Raw genomic sequence first — 24,318 nt, 5'->3', positions numbered from 1 at the left:
CAGGCGGTGTTGATTTTATGTCAGCAGCGCCGGGCTCCGTGTCACATAACCCATGTGAATTTCTCGTTTTCCCAGCTCATCGCCTTGTGAATCCCGGCCCAATTTCCCACTCCCTGTTTTCAGCCCGCACGCGACCCAGTATACTTTTGCCCGAGAAGGAACGCGGGGCGGGCCGTAAGACGAGCAGAGGAATGCCGACATTGGCAAGCGCATTGCGGCCCAACGTGGCCTCGCTGGGCTATGGGCTGTTCCTTGCCATCAACGCCGCCAGCGTGTGGGGCGGCTCGTTCCCGTTTCTGCCCATCGACTTCCAAACTTCCGAGGTGCTGTTCTGGTTCTTCCTGGCCCAGTCGCTCGCATTCGCGCTCAGCTTTCTTGCCAGTGCCGTGGGCACCTACCTGTTTCCCGCCCAGACGCGCAGTTTTCTGGTGAAGGTGGTGGTGGCTCCCTACATGCTGGGGTGGTGCCTGCTGATCGGGGCCATCTACTTCCGGGCTTGGGCGCTGCCGCTGTCGTTTGCAGGCGGCGGCCTTTTGGGGCTGGGATCGGCCGGCTTCTACATGCTGTGGCAGCGGCTGTTCGCCAGCCAGGACGCACGCGAGGGCAACCAGAGCCTCATCGCGGGCACGGCCTGGGCGGCCGTTCTGTACTTCGCGCTGTACCTTATTCCCGTGGCGGTTACGGCCTACCTCATTCCGCTCGTGTTCCTGCCCCTGTTCAGCCTGGCCGTGGTGCTGAAAAGCCGCACCATCAACCTGGATCAGCCCATGTTCGAGGACGTGCCCCGCGAGCATCCGCGCACCTACCGCCACATCATCTCCCATGTGTGGCGCACGGCCCTGGCCATCGGAGCGCTGGGGTTCTGCACCGGCGTCATGCGGTCGCTGGCCGTGGTCGATCCGTCGGTGGGATCGCTTGTGAACGTGCTTTCCATGGGCGCCACGCTGGTGGCGGCCCTGACCCTGCTGGCCGCCTGGATGGTGAAGAACCTGCGCTTCAACGTATGGAACGCCTACCGCATCTTCTTCCCCCTGGTCACCACCGCGTTTCTGCTGCTGCCTCTTTTGGGCTCGGGCTACGCCCGCATGCTGGCCGCCGTGCTGTACGCGCTGTGGAGCGTGGCCATCATGCTGATGATGATCCAGTGCGCCCAGGTCTCGCGCGATGGCGGGATCAACCCCGTGTTCATCTACGGTATCTTCGGCGGCATCGTGTACGCCCTGCACGATGTGGGTTTTATCGGTGGCCACTACGTGGAGTCGCTCATGGTGTTCGACATTCCCTCGGTGGTGCTGGTGGCCGTGGTGGCCATCTATCTGCTGGGACTGATGTACTTCATCGGCCAGGGCGGCTTCCGCCAGGCGCTCGCGCCGAGTCGCGCCAACGAGATCGAGCTTTTGGCCCTGCGGCGCAAGGGCGCACCCCGCACCGAGGAGGCCGCCGGGGAAAGCGGTGCGGCAGCGAGCGAGCCTGGCAGGGCGGTCACGGTCGGCAAGGTGGCCGAACCCGGCGCGGGAGCCGCCGTTGGCGGGGCGACCGGGGCGGCCGCGATCGGCAGGGCGAGCGGGGCGTCCGCGATCGGCAGGGCGGGCGGGGCTGACGTGGAAACGGCTTCGGAGAAGGAGGAGCCCGAGAAGCGGCCCCACAGCCCGGGCGAGTTCCGCGACCGATTCTCCAAGCAGATGGCCATGGTGCGCGACCACTACGGCCTGTCGGCTCGCGAAACCGAGGTGGCCGAGCTCATCGCCCGCGGCAATTCCGTCGCTCGCATCGCCGAGATCCTCGTGGTGTCCGAGAACACCATCCGCACCCATTCCAAGCGCATCTACACCAAGCTCGACATCCACAAGCGCCAAGAGCTGATCGAGCTCGTAGAGAGCTTCGATCCCGAAGGACGGTAGCGACCGCAGAGTCAGGCGCACTCGCGCCTTACTGGCAAGTGGCGCCCGTCCGCCGCCCCATTACAGTTAGAGCCGCCCCGCAAGGGCGGCTCTCTTTATCTTCCATTGCGAGGAGGCTACGATGGGGGCGGCCCTGACGGGCTGCTGGCCGGCCGCGCCGGATGGCCCTTCGCCCCTGCCCCTCCAGAAGGCCCGGGGGGTGTTGCCACCGGCGCGGCCAGGCCGCGGGCGGACGACTGATAGAGATCTGCCGGGCGCGCGGCGCCACGGCCGGGTAATGTGGGTGTCGCGGGCCCGCGGCGGGACCGGCCGGCCGGCCTTCGGAGAGGATACATCATGGAAGAGAGGGGCACAACCGCGGCGGTGCTCGGCCTCGACGTCGGCAAGGCGTCGCACTGGGCCCGCGGCATCGACTCCTCGGGGCGCGTGGTCCTGAGCGGGCGGGTCGCCAACAGGGCGGCCGGCGTGGACGCCGTGCTGGCGCGCGCGGGCTCGGGGCGCTGGTGGTGGTCGACCAGAAGCGCAACATCGGCGCGCTGGCCGCCGCGAGGGCCCGCGCCGCCGGCAACCCGGTCGCCTACCTGCCGGGATCGGCCGAGAAGGCCCTGCGCGACGCCGAGGCCGGCGTGGCCAAGACCGACCGCATAGACGCCGAGGTGATCGCGAGGGCCGCGCTGGGGACGCCCCACGTGCTGAGGCCGCTCGCCGAGGAGGCCCCGCGGGCGGCCTCCGTCCGGCTGCCGGCCTCCCAGCTGGACTTCTGCACGAGGTCGAGAACCCAGGCGAAGAACCGCCTGCGGGCGGTGCTCCTGGAGGCCGATCCCGCGCCGGAGGCCGCCGTCGACCCCTCCCGCGCCTGGCACACGGCGGTGCTGGCCGAGATCGGGGGGCCGGCGGACTGCGCCGAGGCGGGCATCAGGCGGTTCAGGGCGGTGGCCGAGCGGGCGGGCGGCGCCTCGCGGGCGGCCAGCTCGCGGCTCTGGGGCGCGCTCGCGGCCTCGGCGTCGGCCGGGAGGCCGTCGGCTCCGGCGGAGGGGGCGCTCGCCCGCATGCTCGCCCGCGGCATCCTTGCGCTGGACGGGGAGGCGTCCGAGCTGCGGGCCCTGATGGCCGCCGAGCTGGAGTCCGACGAGACGCGCCGCTGCCTGCTCACGGTGCCGGGCGCCGGCCCGAAGACGGCCGCCGCCCTGGTCGCCGCCGTCGACGTCTCGCTGCTCCCCAGCCACGACGAGCTCGCGAGCTACTGCGGGGTCGCCCCGGCCGACAGCCAGTCGGGCACGAGCGTCAGGTCGGCCAGGCCGCAGCGCGGCGGGAACAAGACCCTGAAGAACCTGCTCATATTCTCCTGCAACTCGCTGGTCGGCACCGGGAACAGGTTCGGGAGGTACTACGAGGAGTGCCGGGCGAGGAACATGCGGCACAACGCCGCCCTCAAGGCGGTGGCGCGCAAGAGGCTCAAGGTGATCTGGGCCATCATGAGGAACCCGAGGCCCTACGAGGAGCCCGTCGCGTAGGCGCCGCACCGATCCGCGGCCCCCGGAGGGGGCCTGGCTCGGTGCGCCCGAATCCCTGCTGCACCGAGCCAGCCAAGGGGTTGACAAAACTATAGAGACACCCCCCGCTTTCCGCCCGGCATCCACGCCACCACTACCCTCGCTTCACCAATCGTCTTCGCTCAGATACCCCAAGCGGGTACGACCAAGCACGTGCTATCGAGGGCACCCAACTGCTCTTTCATGCACACAAGGGCCCCTTCCCCCACCGTAAGGAGTGAGCGCTCGAGAAGATCGAACGCTTTCACATCTCGCTTTTGAGGATTGGCGCTTCGCTTGATCTCGATGGGATAGAGCTTGCCATCGCGCTCCATGACAACATCAATCTCCCGCGCATCCCGATCACGATAGAACCACAGCAACGCATTGTCGCCGCTGTTTCCCACGCTCTTTACTAATTCCGCAACAACGTAATTCTCAAATATCTGCCCACTCAGCGCTCCCGCCTCCAACGTCTGGGGGGAACTCCACCGCCCAAGCCATGCCGCCAGCCCCGTATCGGTGAAGTACACCTTGGGTGTTTTGATCGCACGTTTAAGGGCATTGTTCGAGTAGGGATGGAGCAGAAAGACGATATCCGACTGCTGCAAAATGCCCAGCCATTCTTGGGCCTTGGCCCGGGGAATATCCACATCGCGAGCGAGCGACTCCAAATTGAGCAATTGGCCCACTTGAGCAGCAACGGCAGCCATGAACTTGGCAAACTGGACCACATCGGCGCCCTTGTCCAGGTCTCTCACATCGCGCTCAACATAAGTTTGCATATAGCTGCTGTAATAGCGACCTGGATTCCCGCTTCTCCCATTGGCCACAGCGGGCATCCATCCTTGGAATGCCCGGCGATAGATTTCTGGGAGCAGCGCGCTCTTGCGCTCGGCAAGTCGCTCTTTTAAGGCGGGAATCGTCAAATCAAATTTCTCAAGAGGGCCGTGCCCATAAAGCTCATGCTGCGAAAGTGGGTACATATGGAGGATGCCCACTCGACCTGCCAACGATTCGCCAGCGAGCCTCATCAGCGGGAAGGGCTGCAAGCCGGTAAGCCACACGGCGCCTACCGCCTCAGGATGCTCATCCGCAAATATCTTCAGATACGGAAACAATTCGGGCGCGTACTGAACCTCGTCAATGACAAGAGGAGGTTCGTGGAGTTGGAGAAAGAGTTGCGGATCGCTTTGCGCCAGTTGTCGTTCTTGCAAATCATCAAGCGTAACTACCGATCGATCCGCGTCGGCCAGACGGTTGAGCATCGTCGACTTACCACACTGCCTCATTCCCGTAAGCAGCACAATGGGGAACTCCGATGCATAGGCGAGAAACTCCCCCTCAATATCTCGAGGTATGTACTCCATAAAACACCTCTTTGCATTTCTCGGCTAATCTTATCACAAAACTAAAATTAGCCGATGTTTTGAAGTTTGCTAGTACTCAGTCGGCTGACTTTTTAGCACTAAACGAATTTGCATGCATAGATGTCCCATAATCACACCTCTTAGCCCCGCATCTTCTCTTAGAATGGCTCCATTGATTGTTCTCGATGCGAGGATGGCCATGGGCGTTGTCTCACAATACAGCATGTTTCACGATGCACAGAACGCAAGCAGCGCTTGGCGTCTTCTTCGAGCCCGCAATGCCCCGCTCATTCTGGCTATTCTGGATACTCACTTCAATGATGAAACCCGGCAATTGCCCGCAGCAGAACTAGCGAGCATGGTCGAACTCGATCTGCAAGATCTCAGATTTCGCACGAACATCGAGTACGACCGCACCGGTGTCGAAGCGTGCGAGCAATGGCGAAAGGACGGCTATCTTGCGCGCCAGACGGCAAAGCAGCGACGGGAGGAGTCGTACGAGCTGACAAGCGGCACCCAGGCCGCCCTTGCGTTCGCAAAGCAACTCATCCAACCGCGTCATGCGGCCACCCAATCTCGACTATCTCTTATTATGGATGCGGTGCGGACACTAGCCACCGCATCTAGCACCGACATCGACAGACGCCGAGAAGCTCTCCTGGCGCAGCGCGCCATTCTTGATGAGCAGTTAGCGCAAATCGAAAATGGCACCTTCACGGTAGTCGAAGGAGAAGACGGTCTTGAGCAACTCAGCGACATTATTGCACTCGTCAACGAAATCCCCCTCGACTTCACACGCGTTAAAGACGACTTTCTCTCACTGAGCAAAGACCTTTTCGCCACCATCGTCGGCTACGGCGAAAACCATCAAGATATTCTCAACGACATATTCGCCGGCATCGATCATATTGGGCAATCCAGCGCCGGTCGATCGTTTCGCGGCTTTTATGAATTGCTTCGCGACAACGATCTCATGGAATCCTTCCAAGATGACATCAACGCCATCTTGGAGACAGACTTCGCCGAGGCACTCACATCCCAGGAGCGTCGGCAGCTGCACGGCGTTGTTCGCAATTTTCTCGCACAAAGTGGCGACGTGAATGATGCGCTTCTATCACTCAGTCACGGGCTGCAACGGTTTGTGCAAAGTCAGCGTTATCAGACCGAACGACAAATTAAAAAGGACATCGATCGAGCCCTCCTCGGCATTCACGAGCTTCTCACCAGTCCTCAGGGCTCCCATTTCAAATTCGAGCTATCCCTCACCTCGCTATCGATGAAACCCATTGCGCGCTGGAGACTATGCAACCCCGCCGAAAACCAAACGGAGCCCCTTTTGGAAATCGAGACCTGCGCAGCTTCGCCACTCACTCTGAACGAGCTTTTAGAAGAGGCTCGTGAAACTGAAATCGACCTCGAAGAACTAGTGGCGAATGTGAACGCCACCCTGCGCGCTCTACCCCAGACGCCATATCAACCCATCTCGGTAGGTGATGTACTGAAAAACCACCCTGCTACCCAAGGAGCTGCCAGCGTTATAGGCCTTATCGGTCTCGCCTTTGATCAAGGAAGAGAGACCGCAGAGACTGAGCAAGTGCACTGGGAAACCGAGGATGGGAGATGGAAACACTCGACAATAGCGCGTTTCGAATTCTATCGGGAGGTAGTCTCGTGAGCGCAGTAACCGAAATTCAACAGGACAAAACTGAGAAACCAGGTACGTTATGGGAAAGCGACCAAGGCGTCTTGTCGCTAGAAGGACGACGCGTTCTCCTCCAACTCATACGGGGACCTTTTTTGGACGAAAATCGCCACCCTGATCTCTGGAAGACACTTGTGGCAAATCGCGCGACGATCGTACAGCGCTGCAACGACCTTCTGCTCGACCTTGTCGTAGACGTTGACAAGGGAATCGCGTTCGTGAGAAATGCCCCAGCTCAGGATGAAAGCATCCCCAAAGCAACACGCTCCATCAACTTGGGCCTTATCGACACGCTCCTCCTTCTCGTCCTGCGGCGCGAACTCCTTCTATCCCTCGAAGCCCGAGCCATCATAGATAAAAACGAAACGCTAGATTCCTTGACCCAATATCGGCCGCTTGCGCGCCTCGATGAAGCAGCATTCGCAAAAAAGCTCAGCCAATCTTGGACGAAAATGCGCACCCACAACATTGTGATGCCCCTTGATGAATCGGAGACACGTTTCGAAGTCTCGCCCGTCCTTTCCATCGTGTTTGGCGCCGACGAAGCAGACTTTGTGGCGGAAAGCATTGAACAACTTCTCGACGAATCGATCTCAAGCGAAAGCGCGACAGCCCCCGAGGAGCGTAACCTATGAGCGAGCAAACCGCGCCCGCAGAGCAATGGCGCCTCGGTGTCATAGAGGTTGTCAATTGGGGCACCTTTTGCGGACATCACATCATTCCCGTCGATCGTCGGGGCACCCTCATCACGGGAAAATCTGGCTCGGGCAAGTCAACCCTTCTCGATGCCATCGCCACCGTCCTTACGCCACCTTCCAAGCGTCGTTACAACGCTGCAGCCAAAACCGAATCGTCTTCGCGAGAAGACCGGTCCCTCGTAAGTTATATTCGCGGGGCCTTTGGACATGAGGCGACTGGCACAGGGGAAATTGTCAGTCGCCACCTACGCGAGAAGGCCGTGTGGAGCGGAGTTCTTCTACGCTACGAGCACGACGCCAAAGAGGACAGCGCTTACTTCGAGCCCGTCAACCTCATAGCGCTCTTCCAGTTGAAATCAGGATCGGTAAGCGGTGCCGACATCTCAAGCGCTTATGCAGTTACGCGCGGGCACACCAGCTTGCTTGATTTTCGCGAAAACATAGAGCGCGGCTTGGACTTCCCAAGCCTCAAACGACAGGTAGGAGCCAAGGGCAAGGTGTCCAAGAACTTCTCATCCTACGCCACTTATTTCTGTCGCCTTCTGGGCATTGCCAGTCCGCAAACACTGGAGCTGCTCCATAAAACGCAGGCTGCAAAAAACTTTGGCTCCCTTGATGAGCTGTTCCGTCGGTTCATGCTGGAAGAGCCGCGCACTTTTGAACTTGCCGAAGCCGCCATCGAACAATTCACCTCACTTTCGCATGCCTACGCGGGCGTAGTAGACCAACGGCGCCAGAAAGACACCCTTGAACCCCTTGAAAATTGGAAACGTGCCCTCACCACCGCAAATAAGCAGTTGGACACGCACAAGCGTCTCGACAAGCTGCTCGATCCCTTCACGAGACACCTCGAACTAGGTATCGCAGAAGCCCAGCTGGAGCGCCTCATCCAACATGCTTATCAACTCGAAACTGAAAGAATCGAGCGTAAGGCAGAACTCGATCGCGCCATCGTCGAACGACAGCGCGCCCAGGCTTTGTATGACAAAAATAACGGCTTGGCATTGAGCCAAGCAGAAAACGATGCGCTCACTGCCCAAATGAAACTCGACGACGTCGAGAGGAACCAACGCCAACTGGAAAACGATCTCTCAGTCGTGCCCGATGTCTCACTACCAACTACTCGCAATGAATTTGAGGCTATGCGAAAACACATAGCCAGCATTGCCGAAAAGGCTCGGGAAGATTTCGACAGCATCGCCCAAGCTGACACGAACGCAGCATCTGATATCGTAAAGGCAAAGGAGCAGATCGAGAGCATCGAACGAGAACTCCAACACCTGCGCCGAAAGCCGACCAACATCCCAGCGGAGTATCATCGTGTCCGTCAGCAAATTGCTCGTTCGATGGGCATTAATGATGCCGATCTCCCCTTTTTCGGAGAGCTCTTGGATGTTGCTCCTTCGGAAAGCGAATGGCACGGCGCCCTCGAGCGGCTCATCGGACGCCAATCGCTCGTCATGCTCGTTCCCGAAAACGCAATCCGAGCTGCTCGCACGTGGATCAACAACAACCATCTGGGTTTGCGATTGGAATTCGAATCCATTCCCGCTCAGATCGAAGTTCCCGTTGTCTCGCTCTCCCCTCGATCAAGCGCGCGAAAGCTCGTCGTCGCCGACGCTACCGCCCATCCGGAATTCGCACAATGGGTCAACCGCCAATTACGTCGCCAATTCAACTATGAATGTGTCGACACTCCCGACGAAATGGCACATCATCAATACTCTCTGACGCGCGAAGGTCTTATAAAGCGTGGGAATCGCCACGTAAAAGACGACAAAAGACACCTGAACGATAAAAGCCGATGGCTTTTAGGCACCACCAACGACGCGAAAATCGCCACCTTGTCTGATCAACTGCACGATCTTCAAGAGGCTGAAATCGCGGCCGCGAAACAAAAAGCGACCACGCAACGGCTCATTCAGCAGGTAGCCGTCATTGCGCGACTATCCGCTTCCCTAGAGGGCGCAGTATGGGAAAGCTATGACCGCATAACTGCGACAGACGATCTCGCACGAGCTAACAAACAGATTGACCTTCTCAAAAAACGCAGTTCGAAACTTGCAGAGACAAGGTGCTTACTGGAGCATGCCACCACGCAGGAGCAGGAAGGGCGTCGGTCTCTCGCAGAAACAGAAAGTGCCCTTGCCAACGCGATCAGAGAGCGGGAAAACTGCAAGCATAATAAGCAGGTCATTCAGGAAGGCCTCTCCGGAAGTTGCACCTTTGAAGAGGCCGACCGTCTAGGGCTCGAGCGGCTTTTCTCAGACACTGGTCTTGCGTACCTCGATGATGCAGCCATACTCTGGAAAGCGTCATCGGCCGTTAAGAGCACCTTGGCCGGCAGCTGCAGCAAAGCCCAAGCAGACAAATACCAAGCACTTAAGGAAATCGAGAGCATCCAGACTGAATTCAAACGCAGCTGGCCCTCTCAATCGGCGGATCTCGGACTAGGGGGAGGCGAGATCGACGGCTACCTAGATATTCTTCACAGAATTAAAGCCATCGGCCTTCCCGACTACGAAAACAAGTTCCTCGAAGTACTCACCGACTTTAGTCGCGACCGCATTACCGCACTCAGCTCCGCCATTCGCAATGCGTTCGCCGATATTCGGGAAAAGCTCAATCCCGTCAACAAATCCCTATCGCTGTCCGAATATGCCCCTGGTATTTACTTGAACATAATTGTGCAAAAAAGTCTTCCAAATCAAGCAAAGGACTTTCTAGCTGATCTTCGAAACATCGTTGAAGGAAGTTGGGACGCCGAAGATATAACGGCTGCCGAAGAAAAATATACAGCGCTGGAGTCCCTCATAGGCAGACTCAGTTCCTCGGAGTATGCCGATCGGACGTGGCGCACTCAGTGTCTCGACACGCGATTGCACGTTACCTTTATCGCACAAGAAATCACGCCCGAAGGCAACGTGCGCAACGTCCATGCTAATGACGCCGGCCTTTCTGGCGGCGAAAAGCAGAAGCTGGTCATATTTTGCCTAGCCGCCGCCTTGCGATACCAACTGGCACTGGAAGAAAGTGCCACCCCTTCTTACGGCACAGTTGTTTTAGATGAAGCCTTCGACAAAGCCGATCCCTATTTCGCAAAAATGGCTATGGGTATCTTCGAGACATTTGGATTCCACATGGTGCTTGCCACGCCCGTGAAACTGCTCAAGACACTCGAAAACTACGTCGGATCATTTGTGTATGTAAACAAAAACGAAGACAGTCGATCAAACATCTCAGTCCTTGCGTTCGAAGATGATAGCGTTAAGGAGGCGATCGATGCTGAGCGTTGAGGAAGCACGCGACAAGATGGCTCGATACTTCGAAAAAATGTACCCGCTTTGGGCTCAGCAGCTTGTCAGCCAGCTCTTAAATGGGACTTCCTCCGAGCATGATGGCGCATCAAAAACAATCGGACTTGCCCCTCCCACCGAAGCGCAGGCTCTGCGCAACCTTGACCAAACAATGGCATGGGTGAGAAGTTGGAAAGATGTCGGCACCTCTTTCGAAGTTGCATATTCGAAGCGGAACTGGCCGGCGGCGGGAACACAAACGATTCCCATCAGACTGACTTTACCCAATAAGGAATCCATCGCGGCATTTTGCCGCCAAGAGGATTTATGGACACGGTGCATCCTTCGTACGAAGGAATTGGCCGAGAAGGTTCTGTCCCTGCGCGCAGCCGAATGCGGCGCAATTCCCTTTGTCCAGCCCTATATAAAAGCGTTCGTATCGCTGTCCGACGAAAACTGGAGCAAACTCCTGGCTGTGATGCTTTGGCTCCAAGAGCACCCCAGCACCTGTTGTTACGCACGGGAGATGCCCATTCGCGGTATTGACACCAAATGGGTAGAATCGCACAAAAAACTCGTGTGGGGACTTGGAGCGATCGTCACGGGACGTACAATCTGCATCAACCTTGCTGCCCCCAGTCAGTTTCGCGCGCGCTTGCTTGATCCAGCTGCAACACTCAAAGGACTCTCCGAATTTTCCGCTTCTCCAGAAGAATTGGACCGCCTTCAAAGTCCCCCGGCATTCGTGATAATTTGCGAAAACCTTATCAGCCTCCTAACCCTCCCATATCTCTCGGGAGCCATTGGCATCCATGGATCAGGATATGCAGTGCACGAACTGGCACGCGTATCCTGGTTACATCAGGCAAGAGTTTTCTATTGGGGCGACCTCGATTCCCATGGCTTTGCCATTCTCAGCCGTCTTCGCACACACCTGCCCCACGCCAGGTCCATCATGATGGACCTGGATACGCTTGAAAGCCATCTTGATCTCTGCGTGCAGGAACCTCAGCCGTTCCACGGTCAACTCGATCATCTCACACCAACCGAATGGGCGGTGTTTGAAAAACTCACCTCTACAAGCCCAGCCCTCCGATTGGAACAAGAAAGGCTCCCTTACCAGTATGTTTGCGAAAGAATCCTCGAAGCGATCTAGTGCTTAGGAGCCCCACTGCCTCCTACACAGTCCATCCTTTCAAAAGCTCACCTTCCATCCCAAGTTCACCCATCATACGAGACAGAGGCTCTCGTGAGTCCGCATCAACCTCTAAAGCAGCAGCTCGTACATGACGACTTGAATGTCGCCGAGGGCTGGGTAGTGTACGGTCCACAGACCGTGGTCGGTGAATCCGCAGGACTTGTACAGGCCTCGGCCGCGAATGTTATGGGGGAAGGTGTCCAGGCGCAGCGCCACCAGCCCGTCGCCGCGAGCGATTTCGATGCCACCGCGGAGAAGCTGCCGCGCGAAGCCGCGACCGTGATAAGCCGGCAGCGTGGCAACCACGTGCAGCACACCCACCTGCTCGGGCGCCGCGTCCACGTCCCAGGACACGGCAGCATAGCCGGGAGCCCCCTCGTGGTTCACCACCATGGCACTTGCAATAACGGCACCTTCGCCGTCGACCGCACCCGCCGGCGAGACGCCGGCCCCGCTCGTCGCTGCTTCACTGGCCGCGACTTCACATCCCGCGCTTTTCACATCCTCTCCTTCGCCGAGAAGGCCGATGATCACCTGGCCGGCTTCGAGCGATTCTCGCAGAAACGCCGGCGATGGATGCTCGCCGTGACGCCAACGTACATCGAAGTCGGTGCCCTGCATCTGATCGATCATCTGAGTGTAGAAGTCCAACACCGCATCGAACTCGTCGATACGCGCCCTGCGCACTGTCAGCATCGCTCGCCCCTTCCGTCGCGCCTTTGGCCTCACCCTACCACGGCACCCCCACCCAACAACCCTCCCTTAGGTCGTCGGGAATCGAAAAACGCCCGACAGCATTACCTCATAGAGGACGAGTTGAGCCCAGCGAAGCCATCCCGCCCTTCCGAAACGGTTCGCTAACGGGGGTGGGGGCCATTGGCTGCCGCTCTCATCTGCGACCTATGATGGGAATCGTCAGAGATGGAAGCCCGTGCCCCCGCCACCCGTTTCAAGGAGCCCACCATGGTCAAGACGATCACCTTCGACCAGCTGAAAACCGCCGTCGAAAATGCCTACGCCGCGTGCAAAGATCTCCAAGGCGGCCAGAACGCCCACTATATTCCCTATCTAGCCAACGTGGATTCCGGCCTGTTCGGCATCAGTGTCTGCCTGCCCGACGGGCGCGTCATCTCCGTGGGCGATACCGACTACCGGCTCGGCATCGAATCGGTATCGAAGGTGCACACAGCCATTCTCGCGCTGCGCCAGCAAGGCGCCCAGTCGCTGCTGGAGAAGATCGGCGCTGATGCCACAGGCCTGCCCTTCAACTCCATCTTCGCCATCCTGCTTGAAAACGACCATCCTTCCACGCCGCTCGTGAACGCCGGCGCCATCGCCGCTTGCTCGCTCGTGGAGCCCGTGGGCAACGCCGAGGCCAAGTGGAAGGCCATCGTGGACAACATGACCGACCTTTTGGGCGGTGCGCCGCAGCTCATCGATGAGCTGTACCAGTCGGAAAGCGCCACCAACTTCCAAAACCGCTCCATCGCCTGGTTGCTGCGCGACTGCGACCGCCTCTACGACGACCCAGCTATGGCCCTCGACCTGTACACGCGCCAGTGCTCGCTGGGCGTGACCGCCGAACAGCTGGCCATATCGGCAGCGGCCATCGCCGCCGACGGACGCAACCCCGTCACCGGCAAGCAGGTATTCGACGCCGCCCTGGCGCCGAAGATCGTCTCGCTCATGGCCACGGCGGGCTTCTACCAGCACTCCGGCGACTGGCTCTACACCGCGGGATTGCCGGCGAAGACCGGCGTGGGCGGCGCCATCATCGGCGTGGTGCCGGGCCTGTGCGGCCTGTGCGCCTTCGCCCCGCCGCTCGACAACGCTGGCAACTCCGTGAAGGCCCAGGCAGCCCTGAAGCACCTCATGAACTCGCTGAGCCTCAACGTCTTCAGCAACACCCACTACGAGCTGGCGGGTTAACGCATCAAGAAAACTTTTACTTCAGGGCAACAGCAGTCCATGGGCGGCGGCAGTTTCGCGAATACGCTGCCGCCGTTCTTGTGATAGCGAATCGATATACGCCCCAAGCGCCATCAACTCCTCAGGTTGTTCCTGAAGATAAGCAAGGAGGAGTCGCACGGCCTCAATATCCTTCGGCCTTTTTGAAGCAGGCCGCCTCTCCCTGTTGATATAAAGCTTGTGACAGAGATAGGAGGCGGGCGAAGGGACTTTGATCTTGTATCCACGAGCCGTAACAAAAAGGGGTTTGAACATGTCGGTGTTGGCCAGTTTCTCGGCAACCACCTCGGTGTTGGGAATCTTCACCAGCCCTGGACCGGTCCCCATCTGGCTCGCAAGAAACTCCACCTCGAGCCCCTCTTTGTAGAAAGCCCGCAAGCAACCGCCTTCGGTCGGAGAAAGAAAGCCCGCCTTGGCCATCTCCGTCGCCAATTGCTCGCTGCCATCAACCTCGAGATAGGGATTGCCGTAAAACACATCGATGTCATGGGACTTAAGATTTGGAAGATAATCTTCGCCGAAATAGAACGTATAGAGATATTCAGCCCAACTGCCGACGACCATCACGCAAGGCAGCAGATTTGCCTTTTCGAGGCCGCCTATTAAATCCCAGAACACCTCTTCATGCCTCATGCTTCCTCCCCAAAGCCTTCTCAATGAAGGCATGCTCGCGACGAAGGCGCTTCAGAACATCCTGGAGCGATCGACGACGTTCCACGTTACCGCGAAGTTCGTCGCCGACTTTTTCCTCTGGGCCCACATATTGGGTGATCACCTTGTCGCCCTCGCGAAACTTGAGATAGCAGTAAGGGTGTCCTGCACGCATTCTCACAGTGACGCTCCCTCGTGGCAGAACGGCAATTTCTCGCGCGTAAATGACCTGAGAGCGCTCGTTGCGCTCCAATTCCTCAAGAAGCGTGTCGCGTATGATGTTCGTTTCGTCCATGCCATGAATGTTGCCCCACAAAACCATGATTGTCAATCATTTGTGGGACAACATTGCATTCCTCACAAAGGTTCCTACTCGAGCATTCATGGCCAACTTCTCGCAGAGGCACAGACGCTACCCCTTAAGCCAGCCTTTCGGCACGGGAATGAGGGCGCCGATGGCCGCAGCGGCCAGCAGCACGAAGACGGCCTTCACGGGAAACACCAGAAACAGCAGCAGCGCCGTCATGAGCGGTTGGCGCATGACACAGCCGGTCAGGCCGGCAGTGGTGACGCACAGGGCGAAGACGGGGTCGACGCCCATAAGCGCCGCGGCGCCGTAGCCGATGGCGATACCGGCGAAGATGATCGGGAAGAAGTGGCCGCCGCGCCAGCCCAGGCCCAGGCACACCTGGGTGACGATCACCTTCAGGAACCCCGTGGCCATGAGGGCCGCCGCGCTGAACGTGGTCCACGTGGCCGCGAGCTGTTCGGTTTGGGCCTCGCCGGCGAACATCGTGAAGGGAAGCAGGATACCGGCCATGCCGAGGAACGCTCCGGCCGCCATCGCCTTCGCTACCGGGCGATCCCCCAGGCGGCCAGCCAGCCCGCGCACGGCCCGGCCGCTGCCGTGGAAGAGCCACCCGGCCGCAGCCCCCAGCAACGCAAGGGGAATGCCCCAGGCCAGTTCCGAAGCGCCGATGGCGATGGCGGAGAAATGGGGCAGGCCTCCTCCTTGGCCGAACAGAGACCCGAGCCTGACCATGGCCCCCAGGGCCCCGGCGATGGCGAGCAGGTAGGCAACCAGCTTCGTCGCCCGGGGCACCTCGATGGTCGACGGAGCCGCTCCCGCAGACTCGTCGGCATACCCCGCCAGGGGCGCGGCCAGGCCGAACAGGGGCGCCGAGAACGTGGCCGACACCACGGCCGCCACGCCCACCTGCGACAGCTCGCGCACCTGCGACCCCATGAAGCGCATCTTGTCGCCCACCCAGGTGGCGAGCCCCGCGATCACACCCGTGAGCCCCGCCTCGGGGCCGATGGAGCCGCCGAACAAAAGCGGCAGCAGCGCGCCTGTAAACGATGCGCCCAGATGGCGGTACTCGTAGCGGCCTGTGGCCTTCACCTGGGCCATCACCGTGTTCATATCTTCGGGATAGGCCCCGCATCGCTTCTGGAAGAGCCCGATGATCACGCCGCCCGCCAGGCAGAACGCCAGCGGGTACACGACGGCGGGAAGTCCCTGAGCCTCCAGGGCAGCCGGGGCCTTCACCCACAGAAGATCGATACCGAGGTTCATGAGAAAGAAGAACGCCCAGGCAAAGGCCCCCGCAAACCCGCCGAGCGCCACCGTGAGCACCCCGAACAGCGCCCCGTGCCCCGCTTTCGCCGCCAGTTTTCCCATGACTGCCCCCTCATTCGCCCCGCACCGGGTGATGCTTGTCGCTTGTCGCTCCGCACCTGCCCCTTGCTGCTTGTCGACCCCCGCCTTCTAGCCGCCCATTCTACCGCAGACAGCTCGCCGCCCCGCTTCCAAACTTTTGTAGCCAGAAAGCGGCCCTTTGTATGGGTATGCTCTGGCTAACATGCTTGGCAAGCAAACGTGACCAGGGGATTCTTCGCTTTTGTAGGAAGTCAGCCGCGGAAAACCCATACAAAGGGCCCCCTTTTGGCTAGCAATCTTTCCCGCCCCAACCCGAGCAGTACCTACAGCGCGAAGCGATCGCGGGCCCGTTGGGGGGCCGCGGCGCGGGCGGCTTCGGAACGATCGTGCTGCCAGTTCATGAGGAACAGGACGCAATCGGTGCGGTTGCTCGCACGAAGGCGCTCGATCTGGCGGTCGAAGAGATCGCCGTCATCGAGGAAGCCGGCGTCGGCGAGGGCCCGCACTATGGCGATGTCCCCCTCGCGGGCCACGTACTGGCACGCCTCGGCCGTCCGCTCGCGCAGGGCTTCCACGATACGGTCGCGCATCGCGGGCGCCAAGCGGAAGGGAGCGGCCAGGCGATGGAGCAGTGCTCCCAGGTGGTCGGGCAGACCGCGGCCCACAAGCAGCTGATCGTCGTAGCGGGCGAAATCGAAGGGAATACCATCGTCGGGCGCTTCCAAAAAGCAGCTCATGAGCTGGTCGGAGGTGATGTGCACCACGGCATCGGCCGCGGCCAGACGCACTACGGCGTACTCGAAGCTGCCCTCGCCAATGCTGGCAACGCTGGCCGGAATGAGCACCGGCCCCGCTAGCGTGCGCGAGCAGAAACAGTGGGCGCCAATGGTGAGCAGGCCCTCGGGCAGCATGAGCTTGCGCGTGCCCTTGCAGGCGTTGCCGTCGCGCACCGCGCGCACGGTGTCGGGGATGGCAAGAGTGGCCGGTGCCGTGATGAGGGCCCGCTCGGCAATGATCGTGAGCGGAGCGCCGTCAACCGTCCGGGGCAACGCCAGACGGTCGGCTGCCGACACAGGCGCCACCATGGCGCTGGCCGCGCTGGCCGCCGCCTCCCGAGCCGACACATCGGACGCGCCGCGCATCCGCGCATGGGCCGCAGACGAGAACTGGCGCGATACCGAATCGGGCGCCGGCGGCCCGGCCACCAGATGGGCTTCGCGGGAGGCAGAAGACGCTGAAGCGGCCGCGAATGGTGCCGGAGGGGAGCCGGCGACGGCCGCTTCGATCCCATCGGGCGCGGACGCAGGCACGGGCACGGGCACGGGCATGGCTGCGGACGCGGACGCGGCGAAACCGTACCAGCACTGGGCATCTTCCACTGCCTGGAAGTCGGTCACGCGGCCGCCGCAGCGCGCGACCACCCGGGCAAGGGCTGCCGGGTCGTCGCCACGCCACACGGTCTCGGGAGGCACGGTGCCATCAACACGGGCCAGCGATGCTGGAGCATCGATGACGTGGGGAGGGGTCACCCCCTTCGCCAGCAGGGCCGGCCCCACGATCTGCACGCCATCAGGCAAGGCAAGCCGCTCGCCATAGGGCGCCTCCGCAAACAACAGGCGGAAAACGCTCCCGTCGTCATCGGCCACGGGGCCTCCACTGACAGCAGTGCGCCGCCCGATTGCACCATTGATGGGGCAATCGCCGATGTTGCCGCCTCCCCCGTCCGCGCTACCTGCGGCAACCCCAACGCTCGGGGACGAAGCGGCCCCAATTCGCTCCAGCAAACAGTCCCCGACCACGACGAAGCGCTCGTTGGCGGGACTTACCCGGTAACGCCGGGCTGTCAGCCGCGGGTTGGGCAGCGCCAAGTCCAGCGGCGCCGGGTCGTACACGCGCACGCCCGCGCCCAGGTACACCACCTCGGCGCACACTGACCCGAAGGCCTGGGCGCCGACCACTTCCACTGTGTCGGGCACCACGAGCAGCCGCACCGATGCCCCGCTCGTAAAGCGCCGGGCGAAGGCCTCCGACGCGATGCGCACCACGGGCACTCCGTCGATGAACGCCGGCACCACCACGATAAGCCGATCGCTGGGAAGCCCATGGTCGGCCAAAGCCGACAGGTGCACGGCCGACAGAGCGAAGCCATCACCGTCGCGGCGCACCTGCACCGGCACCATGGTAGCGAAATAGTCAGCGTCCGCCACTTCATAGGGATCGCCCGGCGCTTCATCAGCTTCGCTCGATGTTTCACGCACCATTCCTGATGTTTCACAGGCTGTAAAATTTGTTTCACGGCATGTATCTGTTGTTCCACGGTTACTTTCAAGTGTTTCACGGTTTTGCGATGTTTCACGCTCATGGGGCGGAATCCAGCGGGGCGTCTGCCCGAGCGTCCACAGCTCGTGGGGCGTGAGCGGCCGTTCGGCCCCGGCGGCGCCGGCCCCCTCCCCGCGCAGCGCGTCGCCGATCAGCGCCATGCGCTCCTCGTCTGAAATGCCCATGCCAAGAGCGCCCACGATCAGCAGATCGCCGTCGGTGCCATCAAGCTCGTCAGTCTCGTCCAGGGCCGCATCGTGCACCCAGGGTTTATAGGGGGCCAGCTGCGGGCGCCAGTTCTCGCCCTCAATGGCGTGGCCTGGCTCTTCCAGGATCACATCGGCCAGCGAGAGCGCCAGCGGGTTTTCTTGCGCCCGCGCAATGAGATTGTCGATGGAAGAAGTTGCGTCGCGAAAGACCAGAGCATTACCGTCCATAGTTTTGTGCACCTTCCCAATTCCGATGCTCGCAGGCTGTTTACCCCGTGTGCGCCCCATGCTACACTACGCCACGAAACGGCACAACGACAGAGCACTTTGCCGATTTCTGGCCAAAAAGGCTTCGAGTGAGCGCTCTTGACCCGCAAAACGGCGTTCTCGTGCGATTTTGGCCCTGTTTTGTCGCCAGATTTCGCAAAGAAGGCTTCGTTTCTCTGCTTTTCGCGAGAGAAAGAGCTCACTCGAGGCCTTTTTGGCCAGAAAAGTCGAGAGTGCTCTCCTTGCAAGAGGAGCCCGGCGCGGTGCGCGAGAGCGAGAGGAGTGGGGCACGGTGCACGAACGCGAGATGGAGACGCTGGCCCTCGATGCGCTCGACCTGGTGCGCAACGGCCTTCTGGTGAACCTGCGCTTCATGAGCGCCGCCTTCGCGCGGCTGGCTCCCCTGCCCGCGCCTGGCGCCACCTTCGCCACCGATGGCGCCCACCTGCGCTTCGACCCGGCCACCTGGGCCCGCACCTATGCCCGCGACAGCGCCGAGGCCACCCGTTCCTACCTGCACGTGGTGCTGCACAATGTGTTCCTGCACCTGTATCCTGGCGCGAATGTGGAGCCCGATCTGTGGGATATTGCCTGCGATATGGTGGTGGAATCGGTTATCAACCAGTTGGATCTTCCCGCTACGCGCACGGCAACGGCCGCCGCCTCGCGCCCCGAGCTAGAGCGCATGGCCGAAGAAGCCGGCCTTATGACCGCCGAGCGCGTCTACGCGGCCCTGCGCGAGCGCCGCGCTGCGGGCGCAAGCGCCGAGGAACTTGCTCGCCTCGCAGCCCGCTTCTCCGTGGACGACCATCGCCCCTGGCACGCCGCCACCGTGGCCGAGGGAGACGACGGCAACCTGGCCGAGGGCGAGGCCGCCGAGGGCGAGGGCCAACGCGGAGCCGCCGCCGGTGCGGCCGACACCCCCGGCACCGATATGGATATCCCCGACGAGGCCGCCGACGTTCCCTACAGCCACAAGGCCCATCGTGCCATGGATGCCGCCGACATCACCCAAAAGGAGGCCCCCGAGCACGCCGCCCGGGCCATCGGCGAGCGCTTCGCCGACACGGTGCAGCTGGACCGTTCCCGCGAGCAGTGGGAGAACGCCGCCCTGGAAATGGGCATTCAGCTGGACGCCTACGCGAAGCTGTGGGGCATCGAGGGCTCGAACTTGGCCATGAACCTGCGCAAGGTCACCCGCGAGAAGCACGACTACCGCGCCTTCCTGCGCAAGTTCTCCCGCATGGGCGAGCAGATTCGCGTGAACGACGACGAGTTCGACTACGTCTTCTACACCTACGGCCTTCAGCTGTACGGCAACCTGCCCCTCGTGGAGCCGGTGGAATTCGCCGAGGAGAAGCGCATCCGCGACTTCGTCATCGCCATCGACACCTCGGCCTCCACCAAAGACGGCCTCGTGCGGCGCTTCATCGAGCGCACCTATTCTATCCTCGCCGACGAGACGAGTTTCTTCTCGAAGATGAACGTGCTCGTCATCCAGTGCGATGCCGCCGTGACCGACGTGGCCCGCATCACCTGCCTGCGCGATTTGGAAGACTACCTGGAAAATCCTGTCATCAAGGGCCTGGGGGGCACCGATTTCCGTCCCGTGTTCGCCTACGTGGACGAAGCGCTCGCGGCTGGCGAGCTGAACGACCTCGGCGGCCTCATCTACTTCACCGACGGCCAGGGCACCTATCCCACCCGGCGCCCCGCCTTTGAGACCGCCTTCGTTTTCCTCGATTCCGACGATGCCGCCGCCAGCGCCCCGGTGCCTCCGTGGGCCATGAAAGTCGTTTTGGACGAGACCTTCGTATTAGAAGAGGAGCCCCTCTGACCATAGCTCTTCCCTCGCCGCCATTTCACGAACCGCCGTCCGTAAAGGAGCCCCTATGAACATCCGCGAAGCAAAACAGCAGATCAAGAACGCCATGGTGGCCTATTTCACCAAGGACGAGTTCGGCAACTACCTGCTGCCTCCCGCCCGCCAGCGCCCGGTGTTTCTGCTCGGCGCCCCGGGCATCGGCAAGACGGCCATCATGGAGCAGATCGCCCAGGAGCTGGAAGTGGGCTTCGTGTCCTACTCCATGACCCACCACACGCGCCAAAGCGCCTTAGGGCTGCCCTTTATCGCCACGAAGACCTATGGCGGCGTGGAATATCAGGTGTCAGAGTACACCATGAGCGAGATCATCGCCTCGGTTTACGAGGCGATGGAATCCACGGGCCGTCCCGAGGGCATCCTGTTCCTGGACGAGATCAACTGCGTGTCGGAGACCCTTACCCCGGCCATGCTGCAATTCTTGCAGTACAAGGTGTTCGGCCGTCACGCCGTGCCCGATGGGTGGATCGTGGTGACGGCGGGCAACCCGCCCGAGTACAACCGCACGGCCCACGATTTCGATATCGCCACCTGGGACCGCCTGAAACGCATCGAGGTGGAGCCCGACTACGATGTGTGGCGCGAATTCGCCGTGTCAGCGGAAGTGCACCCGGCCGTCATCACCTACCTCGATATCGAGCGCAACCACTTCTACGCCGTGGAGGCCACGCCCGACGGCGCATCCTTCGTCACGGCCCGCGGCTGGGACGACCTGTCGGCCATGATCAAGCTCTACGAGGCCCAGGGCTTGGCCGTCGACGAGCTGCTCGTGGAGCAGTACGTGCAGAACGGCGACATCGCGAAGCGGTTCGCGATGTACTACGACCTCTTCACGAAGTATCGCAGCGATTATCAGATCGACCTCATTCTCGAGGGCACGGCCGATACGGGCCTGGCCGAGCGGGCACGGCGGGCGCCCTTCGACGAGCGCGTGGCCGTCATGGGGCTCATCGTGGATGCCACGGTGGGCCGTTTGCGCCAGGCGGTGTTGGAAGAGAAGGCCGCGGCGTTCACCCACGGCGTGCTGGCCGACCTGAAGGCGCGCCTGGCTGTCGCAGGAGTGGCCGAGAACGGCAACGGGGCCGATCTCATGCGCGCCACCGCCACGGCCCTGGCCCACGACCGCGATACGGAGCGGGCCGCGAGCCTACTTACCGAGGAGCGCTACCGCTCCTTCGAGCGGGCCATCGGCCTGCTGGACGAGGTGCTGCGCACCGGGGCCGAACGACCGGAGGGACCCACGTTCAACCTGCTGCGGGAGCGCTTCAACGAGCGGCTAGACGCGTTGGACGGCAGCATCGATGACGCCGCGGCCGCCCTGGACAACGTGTTCAAGTTCGTGGAAGAGGCCTTCGGCGAGGGCCAGGAGATGCTCATGCTGGTAACCGACCTGTCGGTCAGCCGCGCCGGCATGGCCTTCATCAACGACCACGGCTGCGAGCGCTACTTCGCCCACAACCAGAACCTCCAGTTCTACGAGCGCGGCAGCGACCTGGCCGCCCGCATCGACCGCATCACCCTGGAAGAGGAGTAGGGGCAAAGCCCCACCATCCTCGTGCGAGTCCCCGGGCGAGAGGGGAGGTAGGAGCGGCTTCAGCCTGCTCTATCCCCCTGCGTACGCAGGCAATGCCCCACCTCCCGTGGCCCCAGCGCGGGCGGGCTGAAGCCCGTCCCTACGGGGCGCATCCCGGCATGGGCTCGGCCCGGCATCGGCACGTCCCGGCATGGGCTCGGCCCGGCATCAGCGTGCCCCCCCCCATCGGCGCACCCTGGCATCGGCGCCCCCTCATCCCTGCGGACTACTCCCGCTGGTGTATCTGCGTGTCGGGAGCATGACGAGGGGTTGCTGCGGCCAATCTTCCGTGTTTCGCCATGATAGTCTGCGCTCCAGCAAAAGACAGACCCCTTCAAAAAGGAGCCATCATGACGAACTTCAACACGAATCCCTCTCCTCGCGGCAACCACGCTCGCCCCGCCGAGCTCATCGCGGACAGCGTCCCCACCTTCGACATCGATAGCTCGGTGGCCGCGTCGGTGGCCGGGACCGTGCCCGGCGCCCAGTCGAAGCGCAGCCGCACCTTCCTCACGGGCTTCGCCGGTGCGGCCATGGCCTGTATGCTGGCCCTCGGCATCAACGGCGCCGTCATCAACCCCGCCACCGCCGAGGCCGCAAACGAGCCCGCCCCCATGAGCCAGGCGGCCCTCACGCCTGCCAGTGGCGAGACCCTCGCCGAGGCCGTGGCGGCCAAGTGCCTGCCGTCGGTGGTGTTCGTGGAAACCTACGCCGATGCGGGCGGCCAGCTCCAGGCCATGGGCACCGGCTCCGGCGTCGTGATGACCCAGGACGGCTACCTCATCACCAATAACCACGTGGTAGACGGCGGCCAGGCCTTCAAGGTGACCATCGAGGGCAACACCTACGACGCCGAGCTAGTGGGCGCCGACCCGTCCTCCGACGTGGCCGTGCTGAAGGCCAAGGATGCCAACGGCCTGACCCCCATGGAGATCGGCAATTCCGACGACCTTACCGTGGGCCAGTGGGTTATGACCCTGGGCGCTCCCTTCGGCCTGGAGCAGTCCGTGGCCACGGGCATCGTGTCGGCCACGAGCCGTTCCCAGATCATGGACGCCAGCACCTCGGCCCAGGCCGGCGGATCGGGCGAGGTCACCATCTACCCGAACATGATCCAGACCGACGCCGCCATCAACCCGGGCAACTCCGGTGGCGCCATGGTCGATTCCGACGGCAAGCTCATCGGCATCAACACGCTGATCACCTCCTATTCCGGCAACTACTCCGGCGTGGGCTTCGCCATTCCCGCAAACTACGCGGTGAATCTCGCGAACCAGATCATCGCCGGCGAGACCCCGACCCACGCCCAGCTCGGCGTGAGCCTGTCCACGGTGAACGACCAGATGGCCGGCAGCTACAACCTGCCTGCCGAGAGCGGCGCCTACGTGGCCAGCGTGGCCCAGGGCTCCGGTGCCGAGGCCGCGGGCCTGCAGGAGGGCGACATCATCACGGCCCTCAACGGCGAGAAGGTGGAAGGCGCGAGCGACCTTATGCTGGCCGTGCGCGGCGAGAAGCCGGGCGACACCGTGACGCTGACCGTGAACCGCAACGGCCAGGAGCAGGAGATCCAGGTGACCCTCGGCGATGACGCCGCCAGCCAGAAGGCCGCAGCCGAGGCCAAGAAGCAGCTGGAGCAGTCGATGCCCGAGCAGGGCGACGGCTACGGCTACGGCCAGGACGGCGGCAACGGCTACGGTTACGGCGACCCCTACGGCCAGGACGGCCGCGGCCTGAACCTGGACGACCTCTTCGGCCAGCGCTAAGCCGCATCGCGAAACATGTGACGGGTACCGCGCCTGCCGCCCATCAACAAGCGGGGCGCGCTTCGGGAGAGAAGCGCGCCCCGCGCCGCATTTGGCCAAAACTGGGCACTTCTCGTACCTTTTACTACGGAAGGCTAGAGTTTCCCCAGGTAATATTCTTCGAGAGATGTCTCCTTGATGCAAAATCCTACGAGAAGTACCCTGTTTTGGCCATCCGTCAGGAAGCACGTGCTACGTTTGACCAAATTGAGGGACTTCTCGTAGTTTTTCGCCCAATGAAACTGTCTTCTCCCAGGCGAGATTCTTCAGGAGGCGCTTTTCTGATCCGA

15 protein-coding genes and 3 pseudogenes are annotated in these 24,318 nt (G+C 61.6%); 12 read left to right on the top strand and 6 right to left on the bottom strand.

Features of this window, described 5'->3' with window-relative positions; genetic code table 11:
- The first annotated feature begins 191 nt into the window (after positions 1-191).
- The 3 genes and pseudogenes from G503_RS0112545 to G503_RS15295 all read left to right on the top strand — a co-directional run.
- A complete protein-coding gene (locus G503_RS0112545; RefSeq protein ID WP_028027829.1) occupies positions 192-1,901 on the top strand; it encodes a helix-turn-helix domain-containing protein in 1,710 nt (569 codons plus the stop codon).
- A gap of 336 nt (positions 1,902-2,237) precedes the next feature.
- Positions 2,238-2,375, top strand: a pseudogene (locus G503_RS16975) (IS110 family transposase); the annotation flags it as partial.
- 14 nt (positions 2,376-2,389) lie between these two features.
- Positions 2,390-3,415 (top strand): annotated as a pseudogene (locus G503_RS15295) (IS110 family RNA-guided transposase); the annotation flags it as partial.
- Positions 3,416-3,576: 161 nt separating this feature from the next.
- Here G503_RS15295 and G503_RS0112535 read toward each other — a convergent pair.
- A complete protein-coding gene (locus G503_RS0112535; RefSeq protein ID WP_028027828.1) occupies positions 3,577-4,803 on the bottom strand; it encodes an ATP-binding protein in 1,227 nt (408 codons plus the stop codon).
- A gap of 199 nt (positions 4,804-5,002) precedes the next feature.
- On the opposite strand from G503_RS0112535, the gene G503_RS0112530 reads away from it, so the two are divergent.
- From G503_RS0112530 to G503_RS15290, 5 genes and pseudogenes are all read left to right on the top strand, one after another.
- Positions 5,003-6,478 carry a DUF3375 domain-containing protein gene (locus tag G503_RS0112530; RefSeq protein ID WP_028027827.1) on the top strand — a complete coding sequence of 492 codons (1,476 nt, stop codon included), beginning with the start codon at positions 5,003-5,005 and terminating at the stop codon, positions 6,476-6,478.
- Positions 6,475-7,140, top strand: coding sequence for a DUF4194 domain-containing protein (locus tag G503_RS0112525; RefSeq protein ID WP_051191282.1), 666 nt, complete (start codon positions 6,475-6,477; stop codon positions 7,138-7,140). The genes G503_RS0112530 and G503_RS0112525 overlap by 4 nt, the downstream gene beginning before the upstream one ends.
- Positions 7,137-7,340 (top strand): annotated as a pseudogene (locus tag G503_RS16970) (ATP-binding protein); the annotation flags it as partial. The gene G503_RS0112525 and the pseudogene G503_RS16970, both read left to right, overlap by 4 nt.
- 498 nt (positions 7,341-7,838) lie before the next feature.
- Complete coding sequence (locus tag G503_RS0112520) at positions 7,839-10,499, top strand: ATP-binding protein (protein WP_371821127.1); 2,661 nt, start codon at positions 7,839-7,841, stop codon at positions 10,497-10,499.
- A complete protein-coding gene (locus tag G503_RS15290; protein WP_035023110.1) occupies positions 10,486-11,655 on the top strand; it encodes a Wadjet anti-phage system protein JetD domain-containing protein in 1,170 nt (389 codons plus the stop codon). The genes G503_RS0112520 and G503_RS15290 overlap by 14 nt, the downstream gene beginning before the upstream one ends.
- Positions 11,656-11,766: 111 nt before the next feature.
- Here G503_RS15290 and G503_RS0112510 read toward each other — a convergent pair whose 3' ends face one another.
- Complete coding sequence (locus tag G503_RS0112510) at positions 11,767-12,393, bottom strand: GNAT family N-acetyltransferase (protein WP_028027824.1); 627 nt, start codon at positions 12,391-12,393, stop codon at positions 11,767-11,769.
- Positions 12,394-12,660: 267 nt separating this feature from the next.
- Here G503_RS0112510 and glsA point away from each other — a divergent pair, with 267 nt between their 5' ends.
- Positions 12,661-13,626 (top strand): glutaminase A, encoded by a 966-nt coding sequence (glsA, locus tag G503_RS0112505; RefSeq protein WP_028027823.1) that lies wholly within the window; start codon positions 12,661-12,663, stop codon positions 13,624-13,626.
- A gap of 21 nt (positions 13,627-13,647) precedes the next feature.
- Here glsA and G503_RS0112500 read toward each other — a convergent pair whose 3' ends face one another.
- The 4 genes from G503_RS0112500 to G503_RS15285 all read right to left on the bottom strand — a co-directional run bounded on the left by G503_RS0112500 (position 13,648) and on the right by G503_RS15285 (position 18,732).
- On the bottom strand, positions 13,648-14,298 hold the full coding sequence (locus G503_RS0112500; protein WP_028027822.1) for a GSU2403 family nucleotidyltransferase fold protein: 651 nt from the start codon (positions 14,296-14,298) through the stop codon (positions 13,648-13,650).
- Positions 14,288-14,638: a hypothetical protein gene (locus G503_RS0112495; protein ID WP_051191279.1), complete on the bottom strand. Its 351-nt coding sequence runs from the start codon at positions 14,636-14,638 to the stop codon at positions 14,288-14,290. Before G503_RS0112495 ends, G503_RS0112500 begins: the two co-directional genes overlap by 11 nt.
- A 90-nt stretch (positions 14,639-14,728) precedes the next feature.
- Complete coding sequence (locus tag G503_RS0112490; RefSeq protein WP_028027820.1) at positions 14,729-15,997, bottom strand: chloride channel protein; 1,269 nt, start codon at positions 15,995-15,997, stop codon at positions 14,729-14,731.
- 302 nt (positions 15,998-16,299) lie between these two features.
- Positions 16,300-18,732 carry a hypothetical protein gene (locus tag G503_RS15285; RefSeq protein WP_051191277.1) on the bottom strand — a complete coding sequence of 811 codons (2,433 nt, stop codon included), beginning with the start codon at positions 18,730-18,732 and terminating at the stop codon, positions 16,300-16,302.
- 331 nt (positions 18,733-19,063) lie between these two features.
- Between G503_RS15285 and G503_RS0112475 the strand changes: the two genes are divergently transcribed.
- The 3 genes from G503_RS0112475 (at position 19,064) to G503_RS15275 (ending at position 23,989) form a co-directional block, all read left to right on the top strand.
- Positions 19,064-20,608, top strand: a complete 1,545-nt coding sequence (locus G503_RS0112475; protein ID WP_028027819.1) for a vWA domain-containing protein — start codon at positions 19,064-19,066, stop codon at positions 20,606-20,608.
- A gap of 55 nt (positions 20,609-20,663) precedes the next feature.
- Entirely contained in the window at positions 20,664-22,187 is a 1,524-nt protein-coding gene (locus G503_RS0112470) for an ATP-binding protein (protein ID WP_028027818.1), read from the top strand.
- Positions 22,188-22,576: 389 nt separating this feature from the next.
- Positions 22,577-23,989: a S1C family serine protease gene (locus tag G503_RS15275; protein WP_051191275.1), complete on the top strand. Its 1,413-nt coding sequence runs from the start codon at positions 22,577-22,579 to the stop codon at positions 23,987-23,989.
- The last annotated feature ends 329 nt before the right edge of the window (positions 23,990-24,318 follow it).

Origin of the sequence: Adlercreutzia mucosicola DSM 19490 (assembly GCF_000422625.1) — a bacterium.
In the GTDB taxonomy this organism is placed as follows: domain Bacteria; phylum Actinomycetota; class Coriobacteriia; order Coriobacteriales; family Eggerthellaceae; genus Adlercreutzia; species Adlercreutzia mucosicola.
This window is presented reverse-complemented; position numbering and strand designations above follow the sequence as displayed.